15 protein-coding genes are annotated in these 17864 nt (G+C 70.3%); 8 read left to right on the forward strand and 7 right to left on the reverse strand.

All coding sequences use genetic code 11. The features are described 5' to 3' along the window. The first annotated feature begins 308 nt into the window (after positions 1 to 308). Positions 309 to 2987, forward strand: coding sequence for a preprotein translocase subunit SecA (secA, locus tag WG924_RS14750; RefSeq protein WP_345933810.1), 2679 nt, complete (start codon positions 309 to 311; stop codon positions 2985 to 2987). A gap of 43 nt (positions 2988 to 3030) precedes the next feature. On the opposite strand, the gene WG924_RS14755 is transcribed toward secA, so the two are convergent. From WG924_RS14755 to WG924_RS14770, 4 genes are all read right to left on the reverse strand, one after another. Next, the gene (locus tag WG924_RS14755) at positions 3031 to 3972 is read right to left on the reverse strand and encodes a DMT family transporter (RefSeq protein WP_345933811.1); all 942 of its coding nucleotides are present in this window, start codon (positions 3970 to 3972) and stop codon (positions 3031 to 3033) included. A gap of 98 nt (positions 3973 to 4070) precedes the next feature. Then, the gene (locus WG924_RS14760) at positions 4071 to 4889 is read right to left on the reverse strand and encodes a ChaN family lipoprotein (RefSeq protein ID WP_345933812.1); all 819 of its coding nucleotides are present in this window, start codon (positions 4887 to 4889) and stop codon (positions 4071 to 4073) included. After that, on the reverse strand, positions 4886 to 5842 hold the full coding sequence (locus tag WG924_RS14765) for an acetyl-CoA carboxylase carboxyltransferase subunit alpha (RefSeq protein WP_345933813.1): 957 nt from the start codon (positions 5840 to 5842) through the stop codon (positions 4886 to 4888). The genes WG924_RS14760 and WG924_RS14765 overlap by 4 nt, the downstream gene beginning before the upstream one ends. A 195-nt stretch (positions 5843 to 6037) precedes the next feature. Further along, positions 6038 to 7021 (reverse strand): HpcH/HpaI aldolase/citrate lyase family protein, encoded by a 984-nt coding sequence (locus tag WG924_RS14770; protein ID WP_345933814.1) that lies wholly within the window; start codon positions 7019 to 7021, stop codon positions 6038 to 6040. 161 nt (positions 7022 to 7182) lie between these two features. Between WG924_RS14770 and WG924_RS14775 the strand changes: the two genes are divergently transcribed. From WG924_RS14775 to WG924_RS14795, 5 genes are all read left to right on the forward strand, one after another. Then, positions 7183 to 7959: an IclR family transcriptional regulator gene (locus WG924_RS14775; protein ID WP_345933815.1), complete on the forward strand. Its 777-nt coding sequence runs from the start codon at positions 7183 to 7185 to the stop codon at positions 7957 to 7959. A 654-nt stretch (positions 7960 to 8613) separates the two neighbouring features. Next, the gene (locus tag WG924_RS14780; protein WP_345933816.1) at positions 8614 to 9690 is read left to right on the forward strand and encodes a glycosyltransferase family 2 protein; all 1077 of its coding nucleotides are present in this window, start codon (positions 8614 to 8616) and stop codon (positions 9688 to 9690) included. Beyond that, positions 9687 to 10850 (forward strand): acyl-CoA dehydrogenase family protein, encoded by a 1164-nt coding sequence (locus WG924_RS14785; protein ID WP_345933817.1) that lies wholly within the window; start codon positions 9687 to 9689, stop codon positions 10848 to 10850. The genes WG924_RS14780 and WG924_RS14785 overlap by 4 nt, the downstream gene beginning before the upstream one ends. Positions 10851 to 10861: 11 nt before the next feature. Further along, positions 10862 to 11647, forward strand: a complete 786-nt coding sequence (locus WG924_RS14790) for a PIG-L deacetylase family protein (protein WP_345933819.1) — start codon at positions 10862 to 10864, stop codon at positions 11645 to 11647. Then, a complete protein-coding gene (locus WG924_RS14795; RefSeq protein WP_345933820.1) occupies positions 11644 to 12246 on the forward strand; it encodes an SAM-dependent methyltransferase in 603 nt (200 codons plus the stop codon). Before WG924_RS14790 ends, WG924_RS14795 begins: the two co-directional genes overlap by 4 nt. Positions 12247 to 12263: 17 nt before the next feature. Here the strand turns inward: WG924_RS14795 and WG924_RS14800 are convergent, their stop codons facing one another. From WG924_RS14800 to WG924_RS14810, 3 genes are read right to left on the reverse strand one after another with little or no spacing between them, the layout of a single operon-like run. Further along, a complete protein-coding gene (locus WG924_RS14800) occupies positions 12264 to 13244 on the reverse strand; it encodes a tyrosine recombinase (protein WP_345933821.1) in 981 nt (326 codons plus the stop codon). Between the two features lie 2 nt (positions 13245 to 13246). Next, positions 13247 to 15286 (reverse strand): hypothetical protein, encoded by a 2040-nt coding sequence (locus tag WG924_RS14805; protein ID WP_345933822.1) that lies wholly within the window; start codon positions 15284 to 15286, stop codon positions 13247 to 13249. Then, on the reverse strand, positions 15267 to 15401 hold the full coding sequence (locus WG924_RS14810) for a hypothetical protein (RefSeq protein WP_345933823.1): 135 nt from the start codon (positions 15399 to 15401) through the stop codon (positions 15267 to 15269). The genes WG924_RS14805 and WG924_RS14810 overlap by 20 nt, the downstream gene beginning before the upstream one ends. 502 nt (positions 15402 to 15903) lie before the next feature. Here WG924_RS14810 and WG924_RS14815 point away from each other — a divergent pair. Continuing rightward, positions 15904 to 16536: a shikimate kinase gene (locus tag WG924_RS14815; RefSeq protein WP_345934129.1), complete on the forward strand. Its 633-nt coding sequence runs from the start codon at positions 15904 to 15906 to the stop codon at positions 16534 to 16536. A gap of 59 nt (positions 16537 to 16595) precedes the next feature. Then, positions 16596 to 17831 carry a 3-dehydroquinate synthase gene (gene aroB / locus WG924_RS14820; RefSeq protein WP_345933824.1) on the forward strand — a complete coding sequence of 412 codons (1236 nt, stop codon included), beginning with the start codon at positions 16596 to 16598 and terminating at the stop codon, positions 17829 to 17831. Positions 17832 to 17864: the final 33 nt, after the last annotated feature.

The following is a 17864-nucleotide window of genomic DNA, read 5'->3' on the forward strand; positions in this document are numbered from 1 at the left end:
GCTCATGATGCACAGCCGGCCGGCGATCACAAGTGTTGAAAACCAATGCGGTCGGTCGGGAAACCGGATGAGCGGCCCAGGCACGCGGCCCGCGCCCACATGGACGGCATGTCGATATGGCGCGCCGTGCGGAACAGGTGGCCGGCGTGATTGACAGGGCACCCCCGACCGCTTATTTGAGGAACGATCTCGGACGAGGGTCTGCGCCCTGTCCGTTATCTGTCGCGCGTGAGTGCAGGCGCCGTCCGCCAACCGAAAGCTCCGGACCGGACGGCATCGCGTGCTCGGGAGCCAGGTCAGGGGATTACATGTTCGGCGCTCTAGCCCGGCGGATTTTCGGTACCGCCAACGATCGGACGGTGAAGTCGCTCCAGCGGGCGGTTCAGGCGATCAACGCCAAGGAGCCCGAGGTTCAGGCTCTCGACGATGCCGGACTCCGTGCCCGCACCGACGAATTTCGCGGGCGTCTTGCCAAGGGCGAGCCGCTCGACGACCTTCTGGTCGATGCCTTCGCCACGGTGCGCGAGGCGGCGCGCCGGGTTCTGGGGCAGCGGCATTTCGACGTGCAGCTTGTTGGCGGCATGGTGCTGCATCAGGGTCGCATCGCCGAGATGAAGACCGGCGAAGGCAAGACCCTGGTCTCGACACTGGCCGCCTATCTGAACGCCCTGGAAGGCAAGGGCGTCCACGTCGTCACCGTCAACGACTATCTGGCGCGACGCGACTCGGAATGGATGGGGCGGGTGCACCGCTTCCTGGGCCTGACCGTCGGCGCCATCCTGCCCGGCATGGACGATTACAGCCGCAGGCTGGCCTATGCCGCCGATATCACCTATGGCACCAACAACGAATTCGGCTTCGACTATCTGCGCGACAACATGAAGTACGGCCTGGACCAGATGGTTCAGCGGCCGTTCAACTTCGCGATCGTCGACGAGGTCGACAGCATCCTGATCGACGAAGCCCGCACGCCGCTGATCATTTCCGGTCCCACGGAAGACAATTCCGAGCTGTACCGGCTGATCAACCGCTTCATCCCCGATCTGGGCGAGGATGATTTCGAGAAGGACGAGAAGCAGCGCTCGGTGATCCTGACCGAGGTCGGCCAGGAGCGGATCGAGGCGGCGCTGGGCGAGGCCGGGCTGATCACCGGCGGGCTCTATGACATCGACAATGTCGCGATCGTCCATCACGTGAACCAGGCGCTGCGCGCCCACAAGCTGTTCACCCGCGACGTGGACTATATCGTCAAGGATGACAAGGTCATCATCATCGACGAGTTCACCGGCCGGATGATGGAAGGCCGCCGCTATTCCGAAGGGCTGCACCAGGCGCTGGAAGCCAAGGAACAGGTGACGATCCAGAACGAGAACCAGACGCTGGCCTCGATCACCTTCCAGAACTATTTCCGCCTCTATCCCAAGCTGTCGGGCATGACCGGCACCGCCTTGACCGAGGCCGGCGAATTCGCCGAGATCTACAAGCTGGAAGTCGTGGCGATCCCGACCAATCGCGACGTCCAGCGCAAGGATGCCGATGACGAGGTCTACCGGTCCGAGCGCGAGAAGATCCAGGCGATCGTGACCGAGGTGAAGCAGGCGGCGGCCAAGGGCCAGCCGATCCTGATCGGCACCGTCTCGATCGAGAAATCGGAACTTCTGTCGCGGATGTTCACCGAAGGCGGCGTCCCGCATCAGGTGCTGAACGCCCGCTATCACGAGCAGGAAGCCCAGATCATCGCCCAGGCCGGCAGGCCGGGTGCCGTGACCATCGCCACCAACATGGCCGGTCGCGGCACCGATATCCAACTGGGCGGCAACGTCCAGATGCGGGTCGAGGCCGAGCTTGCCGACATCACCGACGAGGCCGAGCGTGCCCGCCGGACGGCGGAAATCGAAACCGAGGTCGAGGCGGCGCGCGCCCAGGTGATGGCAGCGGGCGGGCTTTACGTCATCGGCTCCGAACGCCATGAAAGCCGGCGCATCGACAATCAGTTGCGCGGCCGTGCGGGCCGCCAGGGCGATCCCGGCGCGTCGAAATTCTTTGTGTCGCTGGAAGACGACCTGATGCGGATCTTCGGGTCCGAGCGCATCGACGGCATGCTGCGGCGGCTCGGTCTGGAAGAGGGTGAGGCGATCACCCACCCCTGGATCAACAAGGCGCTCGAAAAGGCACAGCAGAAGGTCGAGGCGCGCAACTTCGACATCCGCAAGAATCTGCTGCGCTATGACGACGTCATGAACGACCAGCGCAAGGTCGTCTATGAACAGCGCCGCGAGATGATGAATGCCGAGCGGGTCGACGACACTGTGCTGTCGATGCGCCACGAGGTCATCGCCGAGATCGTCGCCGAGGCAGCCCCTGAGAAGTCTTATCCTGAGCAGTGGAAGGTGACCGAGCTCACCGAGCGCTGCCAGAAGGTGCTGGCTTGCGACCTGCCGATCAAGGACTGGGCGGCCGAGGAAGGCATCGACCCCGAGGCGCTGCGCGAGCGGATCACCCAGGCCTCCGACGCGGTGATGGCGACCAAGGTCGAGGCCTATGGCCTTGAGACCATGCATCGGGTCGAAAAGAGCCTGCTTCTCCAGATCATCGACCATCACTGGAAAGAGCATCTGCTTCAGCTCGACTATCTCCGCCAGGGCATCGTGCTGCGCGCCTATGCGCAGAAGGATCCGCTGAACGAGTACAAGCGCGAAGCCTTCTCGCTGTTTGAAGGCATGCTCGACCGGATGCGCGAGACGGTGACCCAGGTGCTGTCGCATCTGGAAATCCGCACCGCCAGCGCCCAGCAGCCCGCCGATGCCGAACGGCCGATGCAGCCCACCACCGAGAGCCTGCCCGGCGCCGCCGCGATGACCGATGCCCCGGGCGAGGACGCGCCGCCATCGGCCCTGCCCGAAGGCTGGGAGCGCACGCCCCGCAACAGCAACTGCCCCTGCGGGTCCGGCAAGAAATTCAAGCACTGCCACGGCCGTCTGGTCTGACGATCGGCCGTCACCGCAGGAGACCCCGAGAACACCCGTGGCATCACCGGTGCCGCGGGTGTCTGCGTTTGAAAACCCGGCCATCGACCATCACAAGGCCGAAAGCGACCAGGCTGAGCCCCAGGGGCATGAGCATGGCGACCGCCTCGCCCAGCACCACCGCGCCGGCAAGGATGGCGATCATCGGCATCAGCAGGGTGACAAGCAGAAGGTTGGCGGGGCCGGCCAGGGCGAGCAGGCGGAAATAGACCGGATAGGCGGCGGCGGTGCCGATCAGTGCCACGCCGCAAATTGCCGCCCAGGTTCCATGGCCGCTGGCGGCAAGATCGGCCAGGGGCGTCTCGACCACCAGGGCCGCCGGTGCCAGCACCAGAGCTGCCGCCGCGACCATGCCGAAGGCCGCGATCGCGGGCGTCAGATCGCCCAGCCCGCTCCGTCGGGCATAGGCTGCCGCTATCGCATAGGACAGGGCCGCAAGCACACCTGCGCCAACGCCGGCCGGATCGGCGCCGGCCGCGCCATCCCAGGGGCGAACGGCGATAGCCACCCCGGCGATGCCGCAGAGAATACCCGCCACCCGCCGTGCCCCCCGCGTCTCGACCAGCCCGAAGAGTGGCGCCACCAGGATGGTGAGGAAGGGAGTGGTCGCATTCACCGTCGCCGCCATGCCGCTGGTCATGCGGGTCTGCGCCCAGGCGGTGAGCGCGAACGGCAGAACGTTGTTGAGCAGCCCCATGACGATGAGGGCCCGGATCGGCACGTCACGGCCGCGCATCCGGCGGAGTGCCGGCAAGGCCAGCAGGCCGAGAACCGGCAGCGCCAGACTGACCCGCAGCGCCGCGACGGTCAGCGGCCCGACCTCGCGAACGGCGATGCCGACGAACAGAAAAGATCCACCCCAGAGTGTTGCAAGGGTGAGCAGCAGCACCCAGGCCTTGGCGTCCAGGGCAGACGAGACGGATGGTGTGGTGGATACAGGCGACATCGGCATGACCTCGGCGGCGATTGAAACCGTCGCCGACTGTCATCCCTGGCCCGAACGTCCGCCATCCGCAGGCGGTCGGCACATGTCACGACCGTCGATCAGGTATCGACGTGCCAGACGGCGTCGGCCGACCCGGACGTCAGGGCGAAGCGATCCTCCGCCGAGCCGGTCAGCAGCACCGCGGTATCGGTGATGCCCAGATCGGCCAGTTGGTGCGGGGTGCCGTTGCCGAACGACATATGGCCGCGACCGATGATGCCCAGCACCACCGGGGGTGCATCCGGACCGTCCAGCGCGCGGGCGATATTGCAGGCGAAGGCCCGGTCCCAGACCTGCTGGGCGGCGACGAAGCGGTCGAAGCGTCGGGCACCTTCGGGATCCGCCGCCGGATCGGCCATGATGCGCCCGGTCATCGCGGCGAGTTGCAGGCGATAGGCGGCACTGGCTGGCGCCGGACGCGACACGCCGTCTTCGGCGGCCATGGCGGCTGCGGCATCGAACCCGTCGCGACCGACCCGCCGCACCAGATCGCGCCGGCAGTTCAGCCCCAGCAGGCTGACGCCATCCAGCCGGCCCAGCCGGATCAGCGGCAGATACAGCGCCGGATCGAAGCCCCAGATCTGCGACCAGCCGACCGCGTCGAGAAACGCCGTCTCATCGGCGATGCGACCGGCGCACCAGTCGTCGAGCGCCGGCTGCACGTCACGGGGAAACATCTCGAAGCCGATCGCGATCCGGCCGCGGGCGGCCAGCAGCAGACGCGCCAGATCTGCCTGCCACAGATGGATCGCCATCACGTCATGGCGTTCACCGGCCAGCACCACGCGCACATCGCCAAGCCGCGCGACCAGCGCCGCCTCGGTGATGACCGTGTTGTCGTCGGGGTCGATCCAGGTGCCGGCCGGGCAGGTGGTCACGCGTCGAGATCGCGGCCCATGGCGATGAACTTGTCGCGACGCAGATTGCGCAGCTCGTCGCCGGTCCTGGGTTCAAGCTCGCTCAGCATCGCCTCGATCGCGCGGCCGACACTGTCCACCGCCTCGTCGGGAGAGCGATGGGCGCCGCCCAGCGGTTCCTCGATGATCTGGTCGATCAGCCGCACCTTCAGCATGTCCTGCGCGGTCAGCTTCAGCGCCTCGGCGGCATCCTTGGCATTCTCGCCCGACCGCCACAGGATCGAGGCGCAGCCCTCGGGGCTGATCACCGAATAGATCGAATGCTCAAGCATCAGCACCTTGTTGGCGGCGGCGAGCGCGATGGCGCCACCGCTGCCGCCCTCGCCGATCACCACCGTCACCAGCGGCACGCGGATGTCGAGGCAGACCTCGATCGAACGGGCGATGGCCTCGGCCTGGCCGCGTTCCTCGGCCCCCACGCCCGGATAGGCACCGGCGGTATCGACGAAGGTCACCACCGGCAGGCCGAAGCGGTCGGCCATGCGCATCAGCCGCTGGGCCTTGCGATAGCCTTCGGGGCGCGCCATGCCGAAATTGTGCCGCACCCGGCTTTCGACGTCATGCCCCTTTTCCTGGCCGATCACCATCACCGCGCGATCGCCGATCCGGCCCAGACCGCCGATCACCGCCTCGTCCTCGCCAAAGCAGCGATCACCGGCGAGCGGGGTGAAATCGGTCACCAGACGGCTCAGGTAATGCGACAGATGCGGGCGCTCGGGATGGCGGGCAACCTGGGTCTTCTGCCAGGCGGTCAGCTTGGCATAGATCTGGCGCAGCAGCCGGTCGACCTTGGTCTCAAGCTTGCCGACTTCCTCGACGATATTGACCCCGGTCTCGCCGGACAGATGGCGAAGTTCCTTGATCTTCCCTTCGAGTTCAGCGATCGGCTTCTCGAAATCCAGGAAATGGTTCATGGAGGGCTCTCGGCTGGTGGCAGGGACATCCGCCGTCAGACATGCCCCTTCCGGTTGAACACGGCAAGGGTGCGCCTGCGAAAGACAGAGATATTCCCGATCTTGGGCGGCACCTTAGCCGAAAAAAAACGGCGGTGCCACATCGGCACCGCCATTCTTGACGCCGCAATCCGCGCGAAACCGCGCCGGTCGCGATCAGCGGCGGCTGATCTGGTCGGCCTTGGCGACGATGCCTTCGGCCTGACGGATCGAGGCGATGTCGATCAGCTTGCCATCCATGGTCACGGCACCCTTGCCTTCCTTCTGGGCCTGTTCCATCGCCTCAAGAATGCGACGGGCCTTGCTCACATCGGCCTCGGAGGGCGACATGACCTCGTTGGCCAGGGCGACCTGCGAGGGATGGATCGCCCATTTGCCCTCGCAGCCCAGCGCCGCCGAGCGGTGCGCCTGGGCGCGGAAGCCGTCGCCATCCGAGAAGTCGCCGAACGGGCCGTCGATCGGGCGCAGGCCGTTGGCACGGGCCGCAACCACCATCCGCGACAGGGCGTAATGCCACTGGTCGCCCCAGTGATAATCGCGCGCGCCATCGGCATTGGCCTCGGTCAGCACGCCGTAATTGGCGTTGGCGCCGCCGATATTGGTGGTGCGGGCGCGGGTCGAGGCGGAATAGTCGGCCACGCCGAAATGCAGCGATTCCAGCCGCGGGCTGGCCTTGGCGATCTCGTTGATATTCGCCATGCCCAGCGCCGTCTCGATGATCAGCTCAAAGCCGATGCGGTGCTTGATGCCCTTGGCCTGCTCGATCTGGGTCACCAGCATGTCCAGCGCATACACATCGCCGGGCGTGCCGATCTTGGGGATCATGATCAGGTCGAGATTGTGACCGGCCTGCTCCACCACATCCACCACGTCGCGGTACATGTAATGGGTATCCAGCCCGTTGATCCGCACGCTCATCGTCTTGCCGTTGCCGCGCCAGTCGATGTCGTTCAGGGCCTGGATGATGTTCTTGCGGGCCTGCGGCTTGTCGTCGGGGGCGACCGCGTCCTCAAGATCCAGGAAGATCACGTCGGCGTCGCCCTTGGCGGCCTTCTCGAAGAATTTGGGGCTGGAGCCCGGCACCGCGAGTTCGCTGCGGTTGAGGCGCGGAGTGGCCTCCTTGACGATCGTGAAGCTCATGCTCGCTCTCCGGTGTCTGGGCTGCGCGTGCCGGTTCCGTGGCCGCGCTCGCGGTGTCTCTTGTCGCGGCGCACCATAGCAAACCGCCGCCCCGCCCGCAAGGAAACGGAATGGCTTTCCATTCTATGGAAAATACCCGGCCGGCATGCTATGCAGGGACCATGAGCCAGAATGACACCCCCGACGACACGCCCATGCCCGCCGCCACGGCCGCCACCGGTGCGACCGGGTCGGTGCAGGCGGTGACCCGCGCCCTCGACCTGCTCCGGATCCTGGCGGAGACACCCGGCGGTATCGGGCTGTCGCCGGCCGCGCGCAAGGCGGGGCTCGCCGCATCCACCGCCCACCGGCTGCTGAACACACTGGCCGCCCGCGGCTGGGCCAGCTTCGATGCCGCACACAATCTGTGGCGGGTGGGGCCTGAAGCCTTCATCACCGGTCAGGCCTTCGATCCGGCGCGCCATCTGGCGGCGGCAGCGCGGCCGGTGATGCAGCGGCTGATGGAACGCTCGGGCGAAACCGTCAATCTCGCGATCCGCGCGGACGACCGCATGCTGTATCTGGCGCAGGTCGAATGCGCCGAGATGATGCGGGCCTTCGCCCGGCCCGGCGCGCGGGTGCCGATGATCTCCACCGGCGTCGGCAAGGCGCTGCTGGCCGCCGGCAGCCGGCCTCTGCCGGTCCAGGCCACGGGCACCGGATCGGAGGGGCTTGCCGCCGAACTGGCCGTCATCGCCGCCCGTGGCTGGGCGCTGGACGACGAGGAACAATCGGTCGGCCTGCGCTGCGTCGCCGCAGCGATCTCACCGCCGCGGGGGCTTCAACCCATCGCCGCCCTGTCGATCAGCGGCCCCACCGCCCGGATCTCCGACGACCGGCTCGATGCCCTGGGCCGGATGGTGGTCGACGCCGCCGCCGATATCGGCCGGGCGCTCTGACCGCACCGCCCGGATCTCACGGTCGAAGGCCGCCGCCGCATGCCGGTTCAGCAGCACGATACCGGCCAGCAGGGCCACGGTCAGCGCCGCTGCCGCGATCATGAACAGCATGCCGGGATCGGGGTCGCTCATACCCCCGGCGTAGACCAGCGCGAAGCCCGGCACCAGGGGCAGCACATACCAGCGCCAGGCGCTGCGCAGCAGGTCGCGCTCGGCCGCAAGCCGGGCCAGCAATGCATCACGCGCGGTCAGCGCCGGGTCCACCCTGCGGGCCGCGCGGCTCTGCCGGTGCAGCAGCCAGCCGGCCACCGCCAGTCCCAGCGCCAGCGCGATGAACCCCCAGCCGATCATCCGGTCGGCCGCCGGACGGGCGCTGGTGCCGCCCTGGCTGAGCAGTGCCACGGCACAGGCCGCCAGCAGGATCGCAGCGGCGCCACCCGCCAGATATTCGAACCGGTTGCGCTGCCTTGCCGCCCGGTCGACGGCCTCTCTGCGCGTTTCATACGGGGCATGGTCGGTCTCGGACATGGGCCCGATCCTTCTCCTGTCGATCTGTGATCTCTCCTCTCAAGGTGAACAAAACCGGCGCCGAAGAGTTTCCTCAGGCCGGCCCCTTGTCTCAGGGCGGCCATGGCTTTCGGGAGGACGCGCAAGGTGACAACGGCCAGCCCATGGATCACCGGACGATGGCTGTTCGGCCGCCCCGCGCGGCCATGTCATGCGATCGCCATTCCGGCGCGCGATGAGGCAGCACAGATCACCGGCTGCCTCGATGCCTGCCGCGTCGCGCTGGACGCCACCGGTGACGGGGGTGTCATCCTGCTTCTGGTCAACAACGCCACCGACGACACCGTGGCGCGTGCCGCCGCCTGGGCGCGCGGTCTGCCCGGCAACGGCCCGGCGCTCGATCTGGTCGATGTCTCGCTGCCGCCGGCCCATGCCCATGCCGGTGGCGCGCGGCGACTGGCGATGGATCTGGCGCGCGCCCACCTTTCGGCCGACGGGGTGCTGGCCACCACCGATGCCGACACCCGCCCGGCACCCGACTGGCTGACAGCCACCCGCCACGCGCTCGATGCCGGCGCCGCCCTGGTCTGCGGCCGGCTGCAATTCGATGCCACCGAATGGGCGGCGCTGCCTGCGGCGGCGCGCCGGCGGGCCGTGGTGGAAGGCCAGTACCGGCGGCTGTCGCTGCGCATCGCCACAGCCATCGATCCCGATCCGGCCGATCCCTGGCCACATCACGGCATGGCCTGTGGCGCCAGTCTGGCAATGCGGGGGCACCATTACGACCGGGTTGGCGGCCTGCCGGCGGTGCCCTGGGCCGAAGATCGCGCCTTGGCCCGGCACATGGCCGCCCATGACCTGCCGGTGCGCCATGCCGACCGGGTGCGGGTCATCACGTCATGCCGGATGGCCGGACGGGCGGCGGGCGGCCTGGCGGCAACGCTGGCCGCACCACTCACCCAACCCGATCCGCTGTCGGACGAGGATTTCGCCCCGCCCGACATCCTGCTGCGCCGGGTGTCGATGCGCGCGATCCTGCGCCGCCATTGGGGACAGCGGCCGGGCTTCGGCGCCGCCTGGGCGGCGCTGGACGCGGCGAGCCCGTCGCTGCGCCATCCCCGGATGCGCTGGAGCGCGGTTCAGGCCCATCTGCCACAACTCGCCCAACTCGCGTCCCTCGTCTGCGGCCACAGCCGGCTTCCGGCCCGGCGGTTGGCGTCATGATCGCGGCACCTGCCCCGACGGCGCTGGACGCGGCGCTCGCCACCATCGCCGCGCGTGCCGCCGATGCCGATGCCGGCACCGCGGGGCTCGGCCCCGATATCGACCGGCTGGCCGCCGCCGGCGTGTTGCGTGGTCCCCTGCCCGTCGATCAGCGGGGCCGCGCCCTGGGCCTGGGGCAGACGGCCGCCGGCACCGTCGAGGCAATGGAGGTGCTGCGCCGCATCGGCCGGGCCAGTCTGCCGGTGGCGCGTCTGATCGAAGGCCACATGAACGCCGTGAAGCTGGTCGCGCTCTATGGTGATACCCCGATGATCGGGCGCGTGTCGGCGGCGGTGCGCGATGGCTGCCTGATGGGGGTCTGGGCGGCGGATGATGCCACGCCGCTGACTGGCACCGTCGGCGCGGATGGTCGTATCACCCTCACCGGCGGCAAGCGCTTCGCGTCGGGGCTGGGGCTGGTCGGGCTGGCGGTGGTCAGCCTGCGGCCGGCGGCTGGCCCCACCCCCGGCCCAGCCCTCTCCGACGCAGCCGCCCCCCGTCTGGCGGTGGTCGACGTCACCGATCCTGCGCGGCACGATCCAGGCGCCTGGACGGCCGCCGGCATGCGCGCCACCGTCTCGGGCCGCATCGATCTGGGCGGGGTCACGCTGGGCGCGGACGACCTGCTGGGCGCCCCCGGCGCCTATGGCCGCGAGCCGCATTTCGAGGGCGGGATCTGGCGCTATTGCGCCGCCCATATCGGTGGCGCCGAGGCGCTGATCAGCGTCTGGCACGACCGGCTCGCGGCGGCAGACCGCTTGAACGATCCACTGCAACTCACCCGGTTCGCCCGCGCCGTGGCGCTGTGTCGGGCATCGCTCGCCACTGTGCGCGAGGCCGCGATCGCGGCCGAGGCCGCGGCCGGCGGCCCGATCGCGGTCGTCGACCATGCGGTGGCCGGCTGCCTGCTCGCCCGCCAGACGGTCGAGGAGATGTGCGTGGCGGTGCTGGCCCTGGCGGAGGCATCGCTGGGCATGCAGGCCCATGATCGGGGCAGCGATATCGAACGGCTGCGCCGCGACCTGTCGCTGTTCATCCGTCAGGCAGCACCGGATGCCAAGCTGCTGGCGGCGGGTCGGATCCTTGCCGCCCGCGCCGCCGATGGCCGGGGTCTGTGGTGACGGCGCGGCCGATGCCCCCGGCCCCCGGGGTGACACCTTTCGCGCAGGGCCATCTGCTGCGCGCGGCGCCGGCGGCACCGGTGATCCATATCGACCGGTTGACCGGTGGCGGGCCGGTTCTGGTGCTGACCCCGCATCCGGATGACGAGTCGCTGGGCTGTGGCGCCGCCATCGCCGCCGCCAGCCGGCGGGGTGTGGCGGTGACTGTGGCCGTGGTCACCGACGGCCGGGGATCTCATCCCGACGCGCCCGGCTTTCCACCGGAACGGCTGGTGGCGCTGCGGCTGCGCGAACTGCGCAAGGCGGCGGCGACACTCACCGGCAGCCGTCTGCGGGCGCCCGCGCGCGTGGTGGCGCTGGGCGAACGCGATCAGGGGATCGCCGTCGGTGATGCGGCGGCACAGGCGCTGCACGACCGCATCGGCGCCCTGATCGACCAGACGGCCACGCGGGCCGTGTGGACGACCTGGGAGGGCGACCCTCATATCGACCATCAGCGGGTGGCGGCGATCGCGCGCCGGCTTGCCGCCGCGCGGCCGGGGCTGCGGCTCTGGCAGTTCCCGATCTGGGGCCGGTTCACGGAAACCGTGCCCGGTCCGCATGATCGGCTATACCGCTTCCACACCACCGCGCTGCGGCGGGTGAAGGCCCGGGCCGTGATGTGCCACCGCTCGCAGATGACCCGTCTGATCACCGGCGACCCGCAGGGCTTCGTGATGGATGCGGCCACCCGGCGCCACTTCATCGACACGCCCGAACTGTTCATCGGCGCCCGGTTCATCGGCAGCCGGCCGTGACCGGCAACCTCCCCCGTGCCGCCCGCTTCGACCGGCTGTACCGCCGCGATCCCGATCCGTGGCAGGTGGCAACCTCGCCCTATGAACGGGCCAAATATCAGGCGACGCTGGACGCCCTGCCCCGGCCGCACTACCGCCTGGGCATCGAGGCCGGATGTTCGATCGGCGCCCTGTCGGCGCGCCTGGCCGGGCGCTGCGACCGGCTGATCGGCCTGGATGTCTCCGGGGTCGCATTGCGGCTCGCGCGCCGGCATCACGGCGCCGACCCGCGCCTGCGCTTCCAGCAGGCCGACCTGCCCCGCGACTGGCCAGGTGTGGCCGCCGACCTGATCGTGCTGTCCGAGGTGCTGTATTATCTGGGCCCGGCCGAGATCACGCAACTCGCCCGCCACATCGCCCGATCCGCGCCGCACAGCGACTGTGTGCTGGTCAATTATCTGGGTCCGATCCCCGACGGTCTGCCCGGCGCCCAGGCCGCCGCGGCCTTCATCGATGCCATCACCGGCCAGACGGCCGTGCAGAGCCTCGACGCCCGGCCTGGCAACGGCTATCGCATCGATATCATCCGTCTGGGGGCACCCTCACCCGACGACCGGTGATGGCCTGCCGCCGCCCCTTACCCACCCCGGCGGCCCGCGCCCGCCAGCGGATGGGCGCGCTCGATCGCCCGGCGCAGATCGGCATCCAGAACATGGGTATAGATCTGGGTGGTGGTGATGTCGGCATGGCCCAGCAATTGCTGCACCACCCGCAGATCGGCGCCGCCGCTCAACAGATGGCTGGCAAAGGCGTGGCGCAGGACATGCGGCGACACCCGCTCTGGCGCGATGCCGGCATCCAGCGCCAGCGCCTTCAGCAACTGGCCGATCCGCTGCCGGGTCAGATGCCCCTCGGCGGCGCGGGACGGGAACAGAAAGCTCTGGGCTTTGCGATCGGCGGGCAGAAATACGCCGCGCACCGCCAGATAGGCGGCCGCCGCCGCACGGGCCGGCGCGCCCAGCGGCACGATCCGGTCGCGCCCGCCCTTGCCGCGCACCATCAGCACCCGCGGATCGCGGATCAGGGCAGCGGCCGGCAGCGTCACCAGTTCCGACACCCGCAGGCCGGTGGCATAGAGCAGTTCCACGATCGCGGCCAGCCGGCGGCCTTCCGGGCCTTCCATGGCATGGGCGGCATTGATCAGCCGGTCGACATCGTCTTCCGACAGCATCCGTGGCAGCGGCCGGTGGCGGCGCGGCGCGTCCAGCCGGTCGGTCGGCTGGTCGGGTCTGCGGCCGTCGCTGACCAGAAACCGGAAGAACCGCCGCAGGGCCGACAGCCGCCGCGCCTGGGTCCAGGGCGCCAGACCGCGCGCTTCCAGCGCCGCCAGATAGCGCGACAGCCCGTCGGCACCGGCGGTGGCAAGCCCGCCTTCGGGCTTCAGGGTGATGGCGGCATCGGCCAGATCGGTCGCATAGGCGATCAGGGTGTTGTCGGCGACACCACCCTCCGCCCCCAGCATTTCAAGAAAGGCCTCGATCCGCAGCCGGTCGGCCGTCAGCGGCGCGGGCTTTTCGGCCGGAGGGGAACAGCCTGTGCCCTCATCTGGCGCCGGCATGCTCACACCCCCGGCGCCAGGCCCGACACGGCCCCGGCGGCGATCATCATCTCCACCGCCAGCCGGCGCGCCTCGGTATCCAGCCCGGCCAGCCGCAGGCCTTCCAGCCCGCCGGCGATACCGATGGCGCCGGCCTCGGGCCGCGCTTCCAGCAGCATCAGCGCCAGGGCGGCGGTTTCGCCCAGCCGGCCGCCATCGGCCGCGGCCCTGAGCGCGAACCACACCGCCGGCACCGGGGTCATCGCGCCCTCGATCACCCCGGCATCGGGGGTCGGCAGCGGCAAGGCCTCGGGCGCGAACAGGCCGATGGCCGCGGTCGCGACCTCGCGTGCCGGCCCGGCCAGACCGCCAAGCCAGGGGCCCATGTCCAGGCGGGAGACATCGACCCCCAGCACGGCGCCGGCATCCTCGAAGGCCACCAGGGCCAGCGCGGTGAACTCGCCATCATCGGCCAGCGCCGCCGTCAGCGCCGCCGGCCGGTCCTCCGCCGCCCCCAGCATCGCGGCCGCCGCATCGACGCCGCCTCCCGCCAGCGCCAGCCGCGCGGCGTCGATCCGGCTGTCGGGGTCGAGCCCGCGGATCACGGCCGGGTCCAGCAGCGGCGCCGTCGCACCGGCGGCGGCGGCGGTCATCAGCGGATCGGCGCCGGCGGCGGCACGCACCAGCGTGGCGATGCCGAACAGTCGCGCCGCCGGGTTGCGCTCGGCGGCGGCGGCGGCGAACTGCCGCGCCCGAAGCCGTTCGGGCCGCGCCTCGCCGGCACGCGCCGCACCCGACAGGGCGGCACTGCGCTCGGCCGCAGCCGCGGCGAGCCATCCGCCGGCCAGCCGCTCCGGCGCGATCAACCCGCGCGTGGCCGCCGCCTCGATCAGCACCAGCCGGTGGAAGGGCGATACCGTCCCGGCACCGGCCAGCCGCAACAGACCGGCATCACCCAGCCCCGCCGCCAGTGCGGCAACACTGTCGGCCGACGCATCGGCGCTGATCCCGCGCCGGGCCAGCACAGCCAGATCCGCCGGGGTCAGCATCGCCGGGTCCAGATCGTCGATCACGACCGGGCCGGCCGTGACGGCCGCCCGCGCAACCACACCCGATATGGCACCAGCCGCCGACACCAGCCCGGCCGGCAGGGCAGCATCGCCCGCCGACAGCAGGTGACAGGCCAGCACGGCCGCCTCCGCATCGGAAGCCGATGGCATGTGCCGGGTCTCGGCCGCCGCCGATATGGCGATCGTGCCGCCGGCTGTGGCCGCAGGCAGCACCGGCGCACAGGCCCGCGCCTCGTCGCCCGCCAGCAGCAGGGCGCCATCGGGGGGCGGATGGCCGGCCGCATCGGCCACGGCCACCGCCGCGCGGGCATCTCCCAAGGCCAGCAGGGCCGCGGCGCGGCGGTCGGCGAACCGGCCGGTATCGGCCCCGGCCGGGGCCGGCCCCTCCGTCGCCAGCAGATCGCGCAGCACCCCGCGCGCCGTGGCCCAGGGCGCCTGACCGGTCAGCCCCGCCAGCGCGACATCGATCCGCGCGGCAGTGCTGCCCTGCCACAGATCGGCCGGCACCGGATCGCCATCATCTTCGCCATCCGGCGCCGTTTCGGTCGCAACCGGTGCTGCGGGTGCAGCCGGAGGCGGCGGGGGTGGCGGAAGCGGTGGCGGAGGTGGCGGAGGTGGCGGTGGCGGTGGCGGTGGCGGTGGCGGTGCAGCCGGTCGCGCCGGCGGCGGCGTGGCAAGCACGCGTGGCGGGGTCACCGGCGGCGGTGTCGCGACCGGCGCCCCGGACAGGGCGGGGGGGCGCACCTGCACCGATGGTGCCGGCAGAACCGCGCGCGAGGGCGGCGCCGACCGCCCGTCGGCTGCCGGTTCATCCGCGGGCGCGTCCGGCACCAGACGCAGAGGCTGCGCCGCAACAGGCATCGCCGCCAGCACGCCCCCGACCATCCCCCCGCCGGCCATCAACAGGGCCAGGATCACATGCAGGGGCCGCCCGGCCGGGTTCAGCGGCGGGCGGTGGCGGGGATGGCGCCGGTCAGCGGACAAGCTTGTCATTGGGCACGACCTTCTCGACCGCGCGCACCGGCGCCGGCATGTCGAAGGTCATGAGGAAGGCGCCGCCACCCAGGATGGCGACGAGAAGCAGGATCAGAATGAAGCGGATCAGCACGCCTGGCGCCTCGCATCGGGGGGGAAGTGGGACCGCCGGGGATCGTCTCCCCGGCCTCCGCGATTGCCGCGACGGCCGGACCTGTGCTTTATTTCCAGCCTGGCCGCGTGTCACCGCGCGCTCGGCAGCCTATCGGTTCGCCATCCGGGTTTCAACTCGACACCGGAGGGCCGTGGCCGGTCGTGCCGTGGCATCGCCTCCGCCTGCCGGCATCTCCACCCTGTCCGCCGGTGGGGCGCTTCGTCGGCATCCTGCCGTTCCGCCGCCGTCAGCCTTCCAGATCGGGCGCGGCCCCGCCCCTGATTGAGCCCGGTTCGACATCTTGACCGACGATAGCAGCCAGCCAAGCCACAGCCCCGCCACCGCGGACGACGACGCCACCCCGGACGACGACGCCACCCCGGATGACGATGCCAATCTGGATGACGATGCCAACGTGGATGACGATGCCAACGTGGATGACCACGACGGCACGCCGACCGGGCCGGGCGCTCCCGGACGCATCGGCAGGCCGGTCTTCGACCGACGGCTGATCAACCGGTCCATCGTTCTGGTCGGTCTGATGGGGGTCGGCAAAAGCAGTGTCGGCCGCCGGCTGGCCCAGCGACTGGGTATCGACTTCGTCGATGCCGACACGGAAATCGAAAAGGCGGCCGGGCTGCCGATCCCCGAGATCTTCAGGCTGTATGGCGAAGCCGAATTCCGCCGCGGTGAACGCCGCGTGCTGGCCCGGCTGCTGGATGAAAAGCCGCGGATCGTCGCCACCGGTGGCGGGGCCTTCATGGACGAGGAAACCCGCGCCCGCATCGCCGCCGACGGCGTGTCGATCTGGCTGCGCGCGGATGTGGCGGTGATCGCCAGACGGGTGATGAAACGCCGCCACACCCGGCCATTGATCGCTGAAGGCGACGCCATGGCGACTCTGGAACGGCTGGTGGCCGAACGCCATCCGGTCTATGCCACGGCGGACCTGGCCATCGACAGCACCGACGCACCGCATGAGGTGGCGGTGGATGCCATCATCGCCCTGCTGTCCAGAACCTGGCCGGCCCTGACCGCCACCAAACGTCCCCGCCCGCAGGGGGACGCCGCCAGGACCACCTCTCCCGATACCGATCCGGCGGCGCCGCAATGATCCCCCGCCCGACCACCATCCCCGCCTTCACCTCAGCGACCCCGGAGCCAGATCCGCCGATGACCGCCGCCGCATCCGCCATCGCCTCTCTGCCACCCGCCGGTGATCTGGTCACGATCCCCGGCATCGCCGCGCCGGTGCGGCGGGTGCATGTGCCGCTGGGCGACCGCGCCTATGACATCATGGTCGGCGGCGGCGTGCTGGCCGCGACCGGCCGGCTGGTGCGTGATCTGACCGGCGCCCGCCGCGCCGCGGTGGTGACCGACGAGACGGTGGCCACCCATCATCTGGCCCGCTTGCGCGCCGCCCTCGACGATGCCGGCATCGACCATCAGGCGATCATCCTGCCGCCGGGCGAGGGCACCAAACGGTTCGGCGAGTTGGAACGCCTGCTGGACCGGCTGCTGGCAAGCGGCATCGAGCGTGGCCAGCCGGTGATCGCGCTTGGCGGCGGCGTGGTCGGCGATCTGTCGGGGTTCGCGGCCGCCGTGCTGCGCCGTGGCACCTGCTTCGTACAGGTGCCGACCACCCTGCTGGCCCAGGTCGACAGCTCGGTCGGCGGCAAGACCGGCATCAACACACCCCACGGCAAGAACCTGATCGGCGCCTTCCATCAGCCCGCGGTCGTGATCGCCGATACCGATCTTCTGTCCACCCTGCCCGCCCGCGAACTCCGCGCCGGCTATGCCGAGGTGGTGAAATACGGCGCGATCGACGATGCGCCGTTCTTCGACTGGCTTGAGACCCGGGGCACCGAGGTGCTGAGCACGGCCGGCGGCGCCCGCGATCAGGCGGTCGCCCGGTCCTGCGCCGCCAAGGCGCGGATCGTCGCCGCCGATGAAACCGAAACCGGTCAGCGCGCCCTGCTCAATCTGGGGCACACCTTCGGCCACGCCTTCGAAGCGGTCGCCGGCTATGACGGCCGGCTGCTGCATGGCGAGGCGGTGGCCATCGGCATGGTGCTGGCCTTCCGGCTGTCGGTGCGCCGGGGCCTGTGCCCGGCGGCCGATCTGGCACGGCTGACCCGGCATCTGGCCGCCGCCGGCCTGCCGGTCCGCCCGCAGGACGCGGCCGGGGTCAACTGGACGGTCGACGGGCTGATGGCCCCCATCGCCCAGGACAAGAAGGCCCGCGAAGGCCGGGTGCGCTATATTCTGGCACGCGGCATCGGCCGGAGCTTCATCGCCGACGATGTGGCGCCGGCCGAGGTCGCGACCCTGATCGGCGATGTGCTGGCCGGCCGCACGGACGCAGACACGTCAGACGCCAGCCCCCAGATCGTGTCGGCCGGATGATCCGGCCGATGTTCCGACCGGGAGAGAGACCCG

Origin of the sequence: Tistrella arctica, assembly GCF_039630945.1 — a bacterium.
Classification (GTDB): domain Bacteria; phylum Pseudomonadota; class Alphaproteobacteria; order Tistrellales; family Tistrellaceae; genus Tistrella; species Tistrella bauzanensis.